Here is a 14386-nt window from a genome sequence, read left to right on the forward strand (position 1 = left end):
GCCCCCAATCCGAGAACCCACCGGAGGACCCCACCACCCGGATTCAATGGGCTTCACGGCTTCACGGCTTCACGGCTTCCACGGTCCCACCGACTCCGCGATCTCCAGCGCCCGCGCCTTGGACGCCTCCCCCTCCAGCCGCAGGGTCACCTCACTCGCGTCCCCCTCGCCGACCACCCCGTCGCCCTCCATCCACAGCAGCGTCGGCCCGGCCGTGCGTTCCTTCCGGGTGAAACGGTGACCGTCCGCGTCCACCAGCCAGAAACTCAGAAGATGGGGCCGCGGGAACCACAGTGCCGGATCCGGCACCCCACCACCCCCGGCGCGGTCCCCGCCCAGCGACATCCACTCGGGCTGCTCGCGCACCCTCTTGGCGAACGTGACGTCCAGCCGGGCCGGAAACTCGTCCAGCCGGATCGTGTGCCCCCGCTCCCGCCAGCACAGGCTCACCAGGAACCGGCCGCGCGGCAGACCGCTCACCGTCACCGCGTCGGGAGCGCCCAGCGCCTTCGGCACCAGCGGCGCGAACCCCGCCTGCCGCTCCGCCCGCCCGAGCGACACCGACGGCCCGCAGTCCGGCACCTCGGCGCCCTCGGAGGGCACCGCCGACGGGTCGTAGCGCACCTCCACCCCGCCGAAGCCGAACCAGTCGGACACCGCCGCCCGCACCGGGGGCGTCAGCGTGAGCACCGTCAGCAGCCCGCACAGCGTGGCGGCCAGCGACCGCCACCGTGCCCGCGTCCAGCGACGCACCATCCGCAGCCGCTCCCCGGCACCTTGCGCTGAGGCCACCGGAACAGGCACCTCCTCGGCCACTATCTGCGCCAGCACCCGCTCGACCATCGACTCGGGCCCACCGGCTCCTCCCGTCCCGTCCATGGACCGGCCGAGCGCCCGCAGCTCCTCCCTCAGCCGGGCGGCCTCGGCGCGCCGGCGCCCGACGCCGCCTCCCTCACCGCCGTACGGCTCGCTCACGTCAGGTCACCCCCTTTCCGGGGCCGGAAGTCCGGCAGCAGGCGCTCCAGCTTCCGCAGGGCGCGGTTCAGACGTGATTTCACCGTGCCCCGGGGCCAGCCCAGGGCCTGAGCGGTCTCCCGCTCGTCCATCTCCAGCAGATAGCGGTAGGTGACGACCAGGCGATGCTCCTCGCTCAGCTTCTCCAAGGCGGCCGTCAGCGCGGCCCGGCGCTCCCTCTCCAGCGTCGCCACCGCCGGATCCGCCGATTCCGGTATCACCGGCTCCGCCTCCGCGAACGCCGCCTCACGACCGGCGAGGGTGTACCGGCGGGCCGCCGCGCGCACGGTGTTCCTCGTCTCATTGGCCACGATCGACAGCAGCCATGGCCGGAACGCCGTGTCGTCCCGGAACCGGCCCAGCGCGCAGTACGCCTTGACGAAGGCCTGCTGCACCACGTCCTCCGCGTCCGCACCCGCCCCGAGCGCGGTGGCTGCCCTGAGCGCGATGCCCGTATGGGCCCGCACCAGCTCCGCGTACGCCTCCGGCTCCCCGGCGCGTACGCGTGCGATCACCGCGGTCTCATCGACGATGCGGCCCCCCTCCCGCGCCCTCACCCTCTTGTTACACCGCCGGAGGCGGATCGGTTCCCACCTTTTTCCGGTCGATTCCGGACCGCCCTCGGGAACCTGAGAGAATAGGGGCCATGGCCTCTGAAAGTCCTCGCGTGCTCTCCGGAATCCAGCCCACCGCAGGCTCGTTCCACCTCGGTAACTACCTCGGCGCCGTCCGCCAGTGGGTGGCCCTGCAGGAGACGCACGACGCGTTCTACATGCTCGCCGACCTGCACGCGATCACGGTGGCCCAGGACCCGGCCGAGCTGCGGGCCAACACCCGGCTCGCCGCCGCCCAGCTGCTGGCCTCCGGGCTGGACCCGGACCGCTGCACGCTCTTCGTCCAGAGCCACGTCCCCGAGCACGCCCAGCTCGCCTGGGTCATGAACTGCCTCACCGGCTTCGGCGAGGCCTCCCGCATGACCCAGTTCAAGGACAAGTCCGCCCGGCAGGGCGCCGACCGCGCCTCCGTCGGCCTGTTCACGTACCCGGTCCTCCAGGTCGCCGACATCCTGCTCTACCAGGCGCACGAGGTGCCGGTGGGTGAGGACCAGCGCCAGCACATCGAGCTCACCCGCGACCTCGCCGACCGCTTCAACGGCCGGTTCGGCCCGACCTTCACCGTCCCGAAGCCGTACATCCTCAAGGAGACGGCGAAGATCTACGACTTCCAGGACCCGACGGTCAAGATGAGCAAGTCGGCGTCCACGCCGAAGGGCCTCATCAACCTCCTCGACGACCCGAAGGCCACCGCCAAGAAGGTGAAGAGCGCGGTCACCGACACCGACACCGTGATCCGCTACGACGTCGAGAACAAGCCGGGTGTGAGCAACCTCCTCACGGTCCACTCGACCCTCACCGGCGCGAGCGTCACCGAGCTGGAGGAGCGTTACGCCGGCAAGGGATACGGTGCGCTGAAGACGGACCTCGCCGAGATCATGGTCGGGTTCGTGACCCCGTTCAAGGAGCGCACCCAGCAGTACCTGGACGACCCCGAGACGCTCGACTCGATCCTGGCCAAGGGCGCCGAGAAGGCCCGCGCCGTCGCCGCGGAGACCCTCGCGCTGGCCTACGAGCGGGTGGGCTTCCTGCCCGCCAAGCACTGACCCGGCCCCGGCCCCGGTCACCACGGAACTGAACGCGGACCCGGTACCGATTCGTACCACCGGGTGAGCGCCGTACATCACTCCGGCTGCGCCTGCCCGGGAGCGGGCCGTGGTCGTACAGTCGATACAAGGGCGGCCGCTTCGGCGGCCACCCGCTGTGTGCCGGACCGGCACCACCACCACGACGGAAACGACGGCTACGACGGAAACGAAGGAGACGACGTGGGGACCGTAATGATCGGTGTGTCGATCGCGGTTCCGGAGCCTCACGGCAGCCGGCTTCAGCAGCTGCGCGCGGGCTTCGGTGACGCCGCTGCTCACTGTATCCCCACGCATGTCACCCTGTTGCCGCCGACGGAGGTCGACGAGGGCGACCTGGCGGCCATCGAGACGCATCTGAGCGAGGTCGCCGCGACCGGCCGCCCGTTCCTCATGCGGCTCTCCGGCACCGGCACCTTCCGGCCCCTGTCACCGGTCGTGTTCGTCCAGGTCGTGGAGGGCGTCGAGGCCTGCACCTGGCTGCAGAAGCAGGTCCGCGACGCGTCCGGTCCCGTCGCGCGTGAGCTGCAGTTCCCGTACCATCCGCACGTCACCGTGGCGCACGGCATCGAGGAGGCGGCGATGGACCGCGCCTTCGAGGAACTCGCCGACTACGAGACGCGGTGGCCCTGCACCGGATTCGCGCTCTACGAACAGGGTGCCGACGGGGTGTGGCGCAAGCTGCGGAAGTTCCCGTTCGGCTCGCTGGTGGTGCCCCCGCAGTCCGGCCACGCCGACCGCGGCTCCGTCACCGCGCACTGACTGACCTCCGGGCCTCCGGGCCTCCGGGCCTCCGGGCCGTAAGGACTCAGATCGGCAGCCGCCGGAACACCGCCCGGGGCAGGTGCCGCAGCACCGACATCACCACGCGCAGCCTGCCCGGCACCCACACCGCCTCCGCGCGGCGGCGCAGCCCCAGCTCGACCGCCGTCGCGACCGCCTCCGGGGTGGTGGCGAGCGGCGCCTCGGGCAGAGCGGCGGTCGTCCGGGTACGGACGAAGCCGGGGCGTACGACCATGACGTGCGCGCCCGTGCCGTACAGCGCGTCGCCGAGGCCCTGGGCGAAGGTGTCCAGGCCGGCCTTGCTGGAGCCGTAGATGAAGTCCGCGCGGCGGGCCCGCTCACCGGCGACGGACGACAGCACCACCAGGCAGCCGTGCCCCTGATTCTGGAGGGCGCCCGCGCACACGAGGCCCGACGAGACCGCGCCGGTGTAGTTGGTCTGCGCGACCCGGACGGCGGCCTGTGGTGACCGCTCGTCGTGGGCCTGGTCGCCGAGAGTGCCGAAGGCGAGCAGCACCATGTCGATGTCACCGTCCGTGAAGACCTTGCCGAGGACGCTCTCGTGGGAGGCGGGGTCGAGGGCGTCGAAGGCGACGGTGCGCACCTGGGCACCCAGGCCGCGCAACTGCTCCGCGGCCCGGTCCAGCGCGGGGGAGAGCCGGCCCGCCAGCCACACCGTGCGGGTGCGGCGGGCGATCAGCCGGCGCGCCGTGGCCAGCGCGATCTCGGACGTGCCGCCGAGGACGAGCAGGGAGTGGGGCAGCCGGGCCGCGGCGGGAGCGATGCGGCCCCATCCCGTGGGGGAGACGGTGTCATCAGGCATGTCGGTGACCGTATCGCCCCTATATGAGCGATTAGTTTTGAAACCTTGCAGCACTCCCCGGAACGGGTGATTAATGAGATGTCGCTCCCGACATGGGATTTCCCCTGCAGGGGCAAAGACGGTTCATGGACTGGCTGAAGAAACTTCCGGTCGTCGGCCCGTGGGCCACGCGGCTGATGCTCACGCACGCGTGGCGGTCCTACGAGCGGATGGAGCGGGTGCACTGGACCCGGCTGGCCGCCGCGATGACGTTCACCAGCTTCGTCGCGCTGTTCCCGCTGCTCACCGTCGCCGCCGCGATCGGCGCCGCCATGCTCAGCCAGGAGCAGCAGGACACCCTCCAGAAGAAGATCGCCGAGCAGGTGCCCGGCATCTCCGACCAGTTGGACATCGGGAACCTGGTGGAGAACGCCGGCACCATCGGCCTCATCGCCGGTGCCGCCCTGCTGTTCACCGGCATCGGCTGGGCCGGATCGATGCGGGAGTGCTTGCGCGCGGTGTGGGAGCGGCCCGACCCGGAGGAGAACCCCGCCCTGCGCAAGGTCAAGGACGCGGGCATCCTCGTCGGGCTCGGCGGCGCGGTCCTGGTCACTCTGGGCGCCTCCACGGTCGCCTCGACGGCGGTCGGCCGGATCAGCGACGCCATCGGGCTGGAGAAGGGCGGCTGGGGCGGGATCGTGCTGCGGATCGCGGCCTTCGCCGTCGCCGTGGGCGCCGACTTCCTGCTCCTGCTGTACGTCCTGTCGCTGCTGCCCGGCGTCGAACCCGCCCGCCGTAGTCTGATCGTGGCCGCGCTCATCGGCGCGGTCGGCTTCGAACTGTTGAAACTGCTGCTCAGCGGCTATATGCAGGGCGTGGCCGCGAAGAGCATGTACGGCGCGTTCGGTGTCCCGGTGGCCCTGCTGCTGTGGATCAACTTCACCATGAAACTGGTCGTGTTCTGCGCCGCCTGGACGGCGACGCAGAGCCAGGAGGGCACAGCGGTCACGGACGCGGACGGCGGCGCACCAGATCCGGCAGCGGCCAGCGGCGGTTGACCAGGAACGCCCCGCCCGCGAGCAGCACCAGCACTCCGCCCGTGACGGCGAGCGCGGTCCCGACGCCGCCGGCCCCGCCCCCGGCCGCGGCACCCGCCACCGGCTTGCTGCCCGCGGCGCCGAGCGCGCCCTCACCCGTGCCGCCCGCCTCGCCGGGGGAGGCGCTGGAGCCCGGCCGGGCATCGGCCTGCGCGGCGCTCCTGGGCGGCACCAGCTCACCCACCGGATCGACCTTGCCGGCTGCCTTGAACCCCCAGTCGAACAGCCTCGCGGTCTCCTTGTAGACCCCGTTGCTCTCCTTCTTCTCCGGGTTCATCACGGTGACGAGCAGGACCCTGCCGTCCTGCTCGGCGACCCCGGTGAAGGTGGCGCCCGCATGGGTGGTGTTGCCGTTCTTCACCCCCGCGATGCCCTCGTAGACGGGCACGTCGTAGTCGCCGGACAGCAGCCGGTTGGTGTTCTGGATCTCGAAGGACTCGCGGACCTTCTTGCCCTTCTTGTTCTTCTTCGTCTCACCGGGGAAGTCCGCGCGGACCGTCGAGGCGTACTCCCGGAAGTCCTTCTTCTGCAGCCCGGAACGGGCGATCAGGGTCAGGTCGTACGCGGACGACACCTGCCCCTCGGCGTCGTAGCCGTCCGGGCTCATCACGACCGTGTCGAGGGCCTGGAGCTCCTCGGCGTGCTCGTTCATCTCCTCGACGGTGTTCTCGACGCCCTCGTTCATGGCGGCCAGCACCCGCACGGCGTCGTTGCCCGAGCGGAGGAAGACACCGAGCCACAGGTCGTGGACGGTGTACGTCTCGTCCTCCTTGATCCCGACCATGCTGGAACCGGAGCCGATGCCGGCCAGGTCGGAGGACTCGACCTTGTGCTCCGTCGAGCTGGGCCACTTCGGCAGCAGTGTGTCGGCGAACAGCATCTTCAGGGTGCTCGCCGGGGCCAACTGCCAGTGCGCGTTGTGCGCGGCGAGCACCTCGCCCGACTCGGCGTCGGCGACGATCCAGGACCGGGCCGACAGGCCCTTCGGCAGCACCGGCACGCCGCTCGCGAGATTGACCTGGGTCCCCGCCTGCCCGAGCCGGGTGCCGCCCACCGTCGACATCTTCGCCGGGGGAGCGGCCTTGGAGCCCTTGGAGCCCTTCGACTCCTTCGACGGGCTCTTCGACGGGTCGGCCGTGGCCGAGGCCGAGGAGCCGGCCGAGGGCTTGGACGACGGGCTGGACGACGGGCTCGGGGCCGCGAGGGCGACGGGAGCGGTCAGCGCGGTGGACAAGAATATGGCGGAAGTGACCAGCAGTGAGCGCCGGATGGAGTTTTTGGGTGCGGGCACGGTCGGAAACGTACATGCAGTGCCTGCGGAAGTCCCCACTCCCTCCCCACCCCGCGAAAGGAACCGGACACCGGCCGGTGATACTGGACCCATGCCGTGCCCGCCCGGGGGACCACCCCCGGAGCCCCGGCCGAATCCGGGCGCCCGGCGTTGCGATGAAAGGTCAGATCTGGTGAAACTCAGCCGCCCCGTCTCCTGGTTCCTGCTCGCCTTCGGGGTGTGGAGCTGGATCATTTGGGTCACTTTCGTCAAGAATTTGGTCAAGGACGGCAGCGGGCTCGCCTTCGACGACGGTGAGCCGACGGCGTATTTCTGGGTCCATCTGCTGCTGGCCGTCGTCTCCTTCGTACTGGGGACGGTCGTCGGGGGCATCGGGTTGCGTGGTCTGCGCGCACTGAGCCGGACGTCACGGACGTCGTAACGGAAACCTGGGGAACACCGCACCGTGGTCATCGTCTTCGTACTCGTCGCCCTGCTGGTCCTGTCCGTCCTGGTGACGGGCAACTGGTACCTGTGGCGCCGGTTGTTCCGCGACACGACCCGGGCTCCGGGCGCCGTGCGCCGCGTCGGTGTGGGGGTGATCGCCGGAGGCTGGGCGGTGACCTTCACGGCGTTCTTCGCCACACGCAGCGGTGCCCCGTTCTGGCTCAAGCAGGTCCTGGCCTGGCCCGGCTACCTCTGGCTGGCCCTGTGCCTCTACCTGTTCCTCGCGGTGCTCGTGGGCGAGGCCGTCCGCCCGGTGCTGCGCCGGGTCCTGGAGCGCCGGGCGCGGCGCACGGCAACGCCACCGAGCCAGGAGCCGACGCCGATACCGGCGGCCGCGACGGCCGCCGCGGCCGCACCGGGAACGTCACAGCCGGCGGACGCGGACGCCCCCGCGCCGACCGGTGCCACGGCCCCCGCGCCCGCCGCCGACGCCCCCGATGAACTTGATGGTCCCGCCATCCCGAAGGCCCCCGCCGGTCCCTCCCGGCGGCTGTTCGTCTCCCGGGTGGTCGCCGGGGCCGCCGCCGCGGCGGCCGTCGGGACGGTCGGGTACGGCACGTACGGTACGGTGCGCGGGCCGCAGGTGAAGCGGGTCACCGTGCCGCTCGCCAAGCTGCCGCGCGCGGCGCACGGTTACCGGATCGCCGTGGTCAGCGACATCCACCTGGGGCCGATCCTCGGCCGGGGCTTCGCGCAGAAGGTCGTCGACACGATCAACTCCACCCAGCCCGACCTGATCGCGGTCGTCGGCGACCTGGTGGACGGCACGGTCAAGGAACTCGGCCCGGCCGCGGCCCCGCTCGCGCAGCTGAGGGCACGTCACGGCTCCTTCTTCGTCACCGGCAACCACGAGTACTTCTCCGGTGCCGAGGAGTGGGTCGACGAGGTGCGCCGGCTCGGCCTGAACCCGCTGGAGAACGCGCGCACGCAACTCCCGCACTTCGACCTCGCCGGGGTGAACGACCTGGCCGGTGAGCGCGACGGCCAGGGCCCCGACTACGCGCGGGCGCTCGGCGACCGGGACCGGGCCCGCGCGTGCGTGCTCCTCGCCCACCAGCCGGTGATGGTCCACGAGGCCGTCGACCACGGCGTCGACCTCCAGCTCTCCGGCCACACCCACGGCGGCCAGCTCTGGCCCGCCAGTTACCTCGCCGGCGCCGCCAACCCGACCCTCGCGGGCCTGGACCGCTACGGCGACACGCAGCTGTACGTCAGCCGTGGCGCCGGCGCCTGGGGCCCGCCCACCCGGGTCGGCGCGCCGTCGGACATCACGGTGATCGAACTGGCGTCGAAGCAGACCTGACGGCGTCCCCGCACGGCTCCCGTGCGGGGCAGGTGACGGTGCTCGGCGGCCCACTGGTCACGACGTGGAACTCGCCCCCGGTGAGGTGGACGCCGTCAACTGACCGGACCGGGGCGCCCGTCGCCGCCGGCGGGTGTCCCCTGGGCCGTCTCGTTGTTCCCGGCGGGTGTCCCCTGGGCCTTCGCCGGGTCCGGCAGCATCTTGGTCATCCCCGGCAGGAACTCCGTGAACATGTCGTGGACCTCGCGGACCAGCGGGCGCAGGACCCGGAAACGGGCCAGGGCGACGCCCCGCGCGGTGATGCGGGCGCCGCGCTCGGCGAGGCGGTAACTGCGTTCGCGGCCCTCGGTACGGTCGAAGATCCAGTACAGGACGAGACCCATCTGCGCCAGCCACATCAGCTCCGGCAGCGCCTCCCGCAGCTCCGGGGGCACCTTGGCCCTGGAACCGGCCAGCACCTCCTGGTGGACGCTGATCGCCTCCACGCGCGCGTGCTCCGACTCGGGCGAGAAGGGGCTGAGCGGGCTGTCCGGGTCGGCGGCGTTCTTGAAGAACTGCACCGCGAACTCGTGGTACGGCGTGGCGATGTCCAGCCACGCCTTCAGCACGCCCGCGAACCGGGCCTCCAGGTCGGTCTCGTGCTCCAGGGTCTCCTGGACCACCCGCTGGTGCTCGGCGGCGATCCGGTCGTAGAACCCCTGGATCAGGTGTTCCTTGCCCTCGAAGTAGTAGTACGCGTTGCCGACGGAGACCCCGGCCTCCGTGGCGATGGCCCGCATGGTCGTCCTGTCGTACCCGCGCTCCTGGAACAGCCGCATGGCCGTCTCCAGGATCAGGGCGCGGGTCTGCTCGGACTTGCTGAGTGCGGCACCGTCACCGGGACCGTCGTTCTTCACGGACACGGACAGAGTTTAGGGCCTCTCGTGTGGATCAGGCCGGGCTCGCGGGGTCCGGCACCGCGCCTCGCCGCGTTGTCGTCGGTCCCCGGGGCTCTGCCCTGGCTCCCGCCTGCGCCTTGCGAGCTCCCCCACTGCCCGAAGGGCGTGGGCGGTGCTCCCGGCACCGGACCCCGCTCCCCGATCCGGGCCGATCCGATCCGGCCCGATCCGGCCTGGTCCAAACGGAAGACCCTGGGGCCTGCCGTGGGGACATGCCGGGTTCGCGGGCCCCCTGCGGCCGTGTGGCCCGCGCCGACGAGAGGCGCGACGCCCGCGCGGACCGCCGCTACGGCCGTCGGCCCAGTTGCGGGCGCTTGGTGTAGTCGGTCAGGCCGACCACGTTCCCCCAGGGGTCGGCGAACTCGACGGTCCAGCCGGTGGCGCTCGAGAACGGCCCGTCGAGCAGACCGATCCCGGCGCTCTCCAGCGCCTCGGCGGCGAGGCGGGCGTCCGGCACCTCCAGCCACATCCGAGCGGAGGGCCAGGCCGGTGGCCGGCAGCCCAGGCCCTCCTCGTGCCGCAGCAGTATCCCGGGCGTCTCGCCGCCCACCTTCAGCAGGACGATCCCGGCCTCGTCCAGCCGGAAGCCGACCGGGAACCCGGCCCGTTCGTAGAATCCGACGGCCTCGTCGAGGTCCCCGACGGGCAGCAGCACATGGTCGAACCCGAGCAGTTCGTAGGACTCATCGTCTGACATGTCGTCACATTAGGCGGTACTGGCACAAAGCGGGCAGAGGTGGTGGCCGGGCGGCGGAGGGTCACTCGTCCGGGTGGGCGGCCGCCGTCGGGATCCGACTTCTCATTACCGCCCGAGTCCTGCAAGATGACCGACAGTTATCCGTATCTTTCAGGAGAGACCCACTGTGAGCGAGCAGCCGCAGCAGCCGTCCACGCCGCACGGCTTCGGCCCCCCGAACTCCGGCAAAGCCGACCCGTCCGGCCCCTACGGCTACCCGCAGCCCGGCCCTCAGCAACCTGCCTACGGCTACCCGCAGCCCAGCCCCCAGCAGCCTGCCGGCGGCCCCCAGGCTCCCGGCGGCTACCCGCCGCCCCCCGGTGCCTATCCGCCGCCCCCCGGCGGCTACCCGTCCCCGCCCGGGTTCCAGCAGCACCCCGGGTTCGTCCCCGACCCGAGCGCGCCCTACGGGTACGACCCCTACGGGCGTCCCTACTCCGACAAGTCGAAGATCGTCGCCGGTATCCTCCAGCTCTTCCTCGGCTCGTTCGGCATCGGCCGCTTCTACGTCGGCTCGGTCGGCATCGGCATCGCCCAGCTGCTCACCTGCGGCGGGTTCGGTTTCTGGGCGCTGATCGACGGCATCATGTACCTGGTCAGCAACGACCGCACGGACGCCCACGGGCGGGTCCTGCGTGGCTGAACAGGCCCGTTCCGTCCCGTCCCGGGGGCACTCGCGGTGGCATCCCGCGGCTGCCCCCGTCGCGGTGCTGGCGGCGGGTGCCGTGGGCGCCGCCTACTTGTGGGGCACCGACCCGCACGAGCCGGGTCACCTCCTGCCCCAGTGCCCGCTGCGGGCCGTCACCGGCCTGCTGTGCCCGGCGTGCGGCGGTACGCGCATGGTGTACGACCTGATGCACGGCCGGTTCTCCGCCGCCTGGCTGGACAACAGGGCCCTGCTGCTCGCCGCGCCGTTCGCGCTGGCACTGTGGGGGCGTTGGACGCTGGAGGGGCTGCGCGGCCGCGCCTGGGCGCCCCGGATCGCGCCCTGGGCCCAGGCGTTGATCCTCACGGCGGCGGTGGCCTGGACGGTGGTCCGCAACTTCGTGTGAAAAGTGCGGGAATCGGACCGGACTGATCACGGAACGGGAACATTCGACTCCTCGCTTACCCGTTCGAAGAAAGAGCCCCTTACGCTCCTCTCGCGCAGGGGGGACGGTTTGCGAACCGTATTTTGCGGCGCCGTAGTTGCGCGCATCCGTACGCGTGTCTTCGGTACTCCCTCCTGAGCCGTCCGGGTAAGCCGCCCGGCCCGTCCCGCCCCGTTTCAGGAGCAGCACCATGACCGTCCCCGCCGACCCCCAGGCCCCCTACGGCTACGACCCGCAGGGCCGTCCCTACTCCGACAAGTCGAAGATCGTCGCCGGTCTTCTCCAGATATTCCTGGGGACCCTGGGCATCGGTCGCTTCTACGTCGGTTCCGTGGGCATCGGCATCGCCCAGCTGCTCACCTGCGGTGGCCTCGGCCTCTGGTCGCTGATCGACGGCGTCATGTTCCTCGTGAGCAACGACCGCACCGACAAGCAGGGCCGCGTTCTTCGCGGCTGACGCGGCATCGGCCGCTCCGGCGGCCGGCACGGCCGCACGGCGCGGCGCCCGCACAGGCGCAGTCCGAGCGCGGCGGCCGACATGGCTGAGGCCCCGATCCAGCGGATCGGGGCCTCAGCCATGTGCGGGAAAGGCGTCAGAAGCGGCGCGTGATGAGCGCCCGCTTCACCTCGGCGATCGCCTTGGTGACCTCGATGCCGCGCGGGCACGCGTCCGTGCAGTTGAAGGTCGTACGGCAACGCCACACGCCGTCACGGTCGTTGAGGATCTCCAGGCGCTGCTCACCGGCCTCGTCGCGCGAGTCGAAGATGAACCGGTGCGCGTTGACGATGGCGGCCGGACCGAAGTACTGGCCGTCGTTCCAGAACACCGGGCACGAGGACGTGCAGGCGGCGCACAGGATGCACTTGGTCGTGTCGTCGAAGCGCTCGCGGTCCTCGGCGGACTGCAGCCGCTCGCGCGTCGGCTCGTTGGTCTCCTTCGTGATCAGGAAGGGCATCACGTCCCGGTACGCCTGGAAGAACGGCTCCATGTCCACGATCAGGTCCTTGAGGACCGTCAGGCCCTTTATGGCCTCGACCGTGATCGGCTTCTCGGGGTTGAGGTCCTTGATCAGCGTCTTGCACGCCAGGCGGTTCTTGCCGTTGATCCGCATGGCGTCGGAGCCGCAGATGCCGTGGGCGCAGGAACGGCGGAAGGTCAGCGTGCCGTCCTGATCCCACTTGATCTTGTGCAGCGCGTCGAGGACACGCTCCTTGGGGTCGATCTCCAGCTGGAAGTCTTCCCAGACCACCTCGTCGGAGACCTCCGGGTTGAACCGGCGGATCCGGAAGGTCGCGGTGATGTACGGGGAGTCGCCGAAGCCGGGCTCGGGCGATCCGGCCGCTTCCGCCTTGTCCATAACAGGGGTAGCCATCAGTACTTACGCTCCATCGGCTGGTAGCGGGTCTGGACGACCGGCTTGTAGTCGAGCCGGATCGACTCGGCGCCGTCGTCGCCCACCTCGCGGTACGCCATGGTGTGGCGCATGAAGTTGACGTCGTCCCGGTTCGGGTAGTCCTCGCGGTAGTGGCCGCCGCGGGACTCCTTGCGGGCGAGCGCGGACGTGGCCATGACCTCGGCCAGATCGAGCAGGTTGCCCAGCTCGATCGCCTCCAGCAGGTCGGTGTTGAACCGCTTGCCCTTGTCCTGGATGGAGACGTTCAGGTAGCGCTCGCGCAGCTCCGCGATCTTCTCGACCGCCGTCTTGATCGTCTGCTCGGTGCGGAACACCATGACGTTGGCGTCCATGGTGTCCTGCAGCTCGCGGCGGATCTCGGCCACCCGCTCGGTGCCGGTGGAGGACCGCAGCCGCTCGATCTGCTCGACGACGAAGGACTCCGGGTTCTCCGGCAGCTCGACGTAGTCGGCGGTGTGCGCGTACTCGGCGGCCGCGATGCCGGCCCGCTTGCCGAACACGTTGATGTCCAGCAGCGAGTTGGTGCCCAGCCGGTTGGCGCCGTGCACCGACACGCAGGCGACCTCGCCCGCCGCGTACAGGCCGGGGACGACGGTGGTGTTGTCCGCCAGCACCTCGCCCTGGACGTTCGTCGGGATGCCGCCCATGGCGTAGTGCGCGGTCGGCTGGATCGGGATCGGGTCCGTGTACGGCTCGATGCCCAGGTAGGTCCGCGCGAACTCCGTGATGTCGGGCAACTTGGCGTCCAGCTGCTCCGGCGGGAGGTGGGTGAGGTCCAGGAAGACGTGGTCGCCCTCGGGACCGCAGCCGCGACCCTCACGGATCTCCGTGTAGATGGACCGGGACACGACATCGCGCGAGGCGAGGTCCTTCATGACCGGCGCGTACTTCTCCATGAAGCGCTCGCCGTCCTTGTTGCGCAGGATGCCGCCCTCACCGCGGGCGCCCTCCGTCAGCAGGATGCCCATGCGCCAGATGCCGGTCGGGTGGAACTGGAAGAACTCCATGTCCTCCAGCGGCAGCCCGCGCCGGTACACGGCCGCCTGGCCGTCACCGGTCAGGGTGTGCGCGTTGGACGTCACCCGGAAGAACTTGCCGGTGCCGCCGGAGGCGTAGATCACGGACTTCGCCTGGAAGATGTGGATCTCGCCGGTGGCCAGCTCGTACGCCACCACACCGGCCGACCGCTTCACGCCGTCGACCTCGGTGATCAGCTGGTCCAGGACGTAGAACTCGTTGAAGAACTCCACGCCCTCCTTGACGCAGTTCTGGTACAGCGTCTGGAGGATCATGTGACCGGTGCGGTCGGCCGCGTAGCAGGAGCGGCGGACCGGGGCCTCGCCGTGGTTGCGGCTGTGGCCGCCGAAGCGGCGCTGGTCGATGGTGCCGTCCGGGGTGCGGTTGAACGGCAGCCCCATCTTCTCCAGGTCGAGGACGGAGTCGATGGCCTCCTTCGCCAGGATCTCGGCGGCGTCCTGGTCGACCAGGTAGTCACCGCCCTTGATCGTGTCGAAGGTGTGCCACTCCCAGTTGTCCTCCTCCACGTTGGCCAGCGCGGCGGCCATGCCGCCCTGCGCGGCACCCGTGTGGGAGCGGGTGGGGTAGAGCTTGGTCAGGACGGCGGTGCGGCTGCGCTTCGTCGACTCGATGGCCGCGCGCATGCCCGCGCCACCGGCGCCGACGATGACGGTGTCGTACTTGTGGATCTTCATGATTCTCGCAGCCCCGTGC

16 protein-coding genes are annotated in these 14386 nt (G+C 70.7%); 8 read left to right on the plus strand and 8 right to left on the minus strand.

Features of this window, described 5'->3' with window-relative positions:
* Positions 1-69: 69 nt before the first annotated feature.
* Together ACFPZI_RS06445 and ACFPZI_RS06450 are read right to left on the minus strand one after the other, a co-directional pair.
* Positions 70-975, minus strand: a complete 906-nt coding sequence (locus tag ACFPZI_RS06445; protein WP_381359304.1) for a hypothetical protein — start codon at positions 973-975, stop codon at positions 70-72.
* Complete coding sequence (locus tag ACFPZI_RS06450; protein ID WP_381359306.1) at positions 972-1529, minus strand: RNA polymerase sigma factor; 558 nt, start codon at positions 1527-1529, stop codon at positions 972-974. The genes ACFPZI_RS06445 and ACFPZI_RS06450 overlap by 4 nt, the downstream gene beginning before the upstream one ends.
* Positions 1530-1660: 131 nt before the next feature.
* On the opposite strand from ACFPZI_RS06450, the gene trpS reads away from it, so the two are divergent.
* Positions 1661-2674 carry a tryptophan--tRNA ligase gene (gene trpS, locus ACFPZI_RS06455; protein ID WP_381359309.1) on the plus strand — a complete coding sequence of 338 codons (1014 nt, stop codon included), beginning with the start codon at positions 1661-1663 and terminating at the stop codon, positions 2672-2674.
* A gap of 222 nt (positions 2675-2896) precedes the next feature.
* Positions 2897-3475, plus strand: coding sequence for a 2'-5' RNA ligase family protein (locus ACFPZI_RS06460; protein WP_381359311.1), 579 nt, complete (start codon positions 2897-2899; stop codon positions 3473-3475).
* Between the two features lie 46 nt (positions 3476-3521).
* On the opposite strand, the gene ACFPZI_RS06465 is transcribed toward ACFPZI_RS06460, so the two are convergent.
* Positions 3522-4319 (minus strand): decaprenylphospho-beta-D-erythro-pentofuranosid-2-ulose 2-reductase, encoded by a 798-nt coding sequence (locus ACFPZI_RS06465; protein ID WP_381359314.1) that lies wholly within the window; start codon positions 4317-4319, stop codon positions 3522-3524.
* A 125-nt stretch (positions 4320-4444) separates the two neighbouring features.
* Between ACFPZI_RS06465 and ACFPZI_RS06470 the strand changes: the two genes are divergently transcribed.
* Positions 4445-5356 carry a YihY/virulence factor BrkB family protein gene (locus tag ACFPZI_RS06470; protein WP_381359317.1) on the plus strand — a complete coding sequence of 304 codons (912 nt, stop codon included), beginning with the start codon at positions 4445-4447 and terminating at the stop codon, positions 5354-5356.
* Here the strand turns inward: ACFPZI_RS06470 and ACFPZI_RS06475 are convergent.
* Positions 5304-6686, minus strand: a complete 1383-nt coding sequence (locus ACFPZI_RS06475; protein WP_381359320.1) for a D-alanyl-D-alanine carboxypeptidase family protein — start codon at positions 6684-6686, stop codon at positions 5304-5306. The two genes, ACFPZI_RS06470 and ACFPZI_RS06475, sit on opposite strands and share 53 nt — an antisense overlap.
* Before the next feature lie 172 nt (positions 6687-6858).
* Between ACFPZI_RS06475 and ACFPZI_RS06480 the strand changes: the two genes are divergently transcribed.
* Together ACFPZI_RS06480 and ACFPZI_RS06485 are read left to right on the plus strand one after the other, a co-directional pair.
* Positions 6859-7107, plus strand: a complete 249-nt coding sequence (locus ACFPZI_RS06480) for an SCO4848 family membrane protein (protein ID WP_065002176.1) — start codon at positions 6859-6861, stop codon at positions 7105-7107.
* Between the two features lie 24 nt (positions 7108-7131).
* Positions 7132-8475 (plus strand): metallophosphoesterase, encoded by a 1344-nt coding sequence (locus ACFPZI_RS06485; RefSeq protein WP_381359323.1) that lies wholly within the window; start codon positions 7132-7134, stop codon positions 8473-8475.
* Between the two features lie 95 nt (positions 8476-8570).
* Here ACFPZI_RS06485 and ACFPZI_RS06490 read toward each other — a convergent pair whose 3' ends face one another.
* Together ACFPZI_RS06490 and ACFPZI_RS06495 are read right to left on the minus strand one after the other, a co-directional pair.
* On the minus strand, positions 8571-9377 hold the full coding sequence (locus ACFPZI_RS06490) for a TetR/AcrR family transcriptional regulator (protein WP_381359324.1): 807 nt from the start codon (positions 9375-9377) through the stop codon (positions 8571-8573).
* 322 nt (positions 9378-9699) lie between these two features.
* Complete coding sequence (locus ACFPZI_RS06495; RefSeq protein WP_381359327.1) at positions 9700-10110, minus strand: VOC family protein; 411 nt, start codon at positions 10108-10110, stop codon at positions 9700-9702.
* A 166-nt stretch (positions 10111-10276) separates the two neighbouring features.
* Between ACFPZI_RS06495 and ACFPZI_RS06500 the strand changes: the two genes are divergently transcribed.
* The 3 genes from ACFPZI_RS06500 to ACFPZI_RS06510 all read left to right on the plus strand — a co-directional run bounded on the left by ACFPZI_RS06500 (position 10277) and on the right by ACFPZI_RS06510 (position 11697).
* Positions 10277-10792, plus strand: coding sequence for a TM2 domain-containing protein (locus ACFPZI_RS06500; protein WP_381359330.1), 516 nt, complete (start codon positions 10277-10279; stop codon positions 10790-10792).
* A complete protein-coding gene (locus ACFPZI_RS06505; protein ID WP_381359332.1) occupies positions 10785-11201 on the plus strand; it encodes a DUF2752 domain-containing protein in 417 nt (138 codons plus the stop codon). Before ACFPZI_RS06500 ends, ACFPZI_RS06505 begins: the two co-directional genes overlap by 8 nt.
* A 229-nt stretch (positions 11202-11430) precedes the next feature.
* Positions 11431-11697 carry a TM2 domain-containing protein gene (locus ACFPZI_RS06510; RefSeq protein ID WP_381359335.1) on the plus strand — a complete coding sequence of 89 codons (267 nt, stop codon included), beginning with the start codon at positions 11431-11433 and terminating at the stop codon, positions 11695-11697.
* A 136-nt stretch (positions 11698-11833) separates the two neighbouring features.
* Here the strand turns inward: ACFPZI_RS06510 and ACFPZI_RS06515 are convergent, their stop codons facing one another.
* Entirely contained in the window at positions 11834-12613 is a 780-nt protein-coding gene (locus ACFPZI_RS06515) for a succinate dehydrogenase iron-sulfur subunit (RefSeq protein WP_381359337.1), read from the minus strand.
* Entirely contained in the window at positions 12613-14367 is a 1755-nt protein-coding gene (gene sdhA / locus ACFPZI_RS06520; protein WP_381359339.1) for a succinate dehydrogenase flavoprotein subunit, read from the minus strand. The genes ACFPZI_RS06515 and sdhA overlap by 1 nt, the downstream gene beginning before the upstream one ends.
* Positions 14368-14386: the final 19 nt, after the last annotated feature.

It is taken from the genome of Streptomyces chlorus (assembly GCF_042655885.1).
In the GTDB taxonomy this organism is placed as follows: domain Bacteria; phylum Actinomycetota; class Actinomycetes; order Streptomycetales; family Streptomycetaceae; genus Streptomyces; species Streptomyces chlorus.

Coding starts and splice junctions, on each gene's coding strand:
- ACFPZI_RS06510 (WP_381359335.1), top strand. CDS start 11,431: ATGACCGTCCCCGCCGACCCCCAGGCCCCCTACGGCTACGACCCGCAG.
- trpS (WP_381359309.1), top strand. CDS start 1,661: ATGGCCTCTGAAAGTCCTCGCGTGCTCTCCGGAATCCAGCCCACCGCA.
- ACFPZI_RS06515 (WP_381359337.1), bottom strand. CDS start 12,613: ATGGCTACCCCTGTTATGGACAAGGCGGAAGCGGCCGGATCGCCCGAG.
- ACFPZI_RS06495 (WP_381359327.1), bottom strand. CDS start 10,110: ATGTCAGACGATGAGTCCTACGAACTGCTCGGGTTCGACCATGTGCTG.
- sdhA (WP_381359339.1), bottom strand. CDS start 14,367: ATGAAGATCCACAAGTACGACACCGTCATCGTCGGCGCCGGTGGCGCG.
- ACFPZI_RS06465 (WP_381359314.1), bottom strand. CDS start 4,319: ATGCCTGATGACACCGTCTCCCCCACGGGATGGGGCCGCATCGCTCCC.
- ACFPZI_RS06470 (WP_381359317.1), top strand. CDS start 4,445: ATGGACTGGCTGAAGAAACTTCCGGTCGTCGGCCCGTGGGCCACGCGG.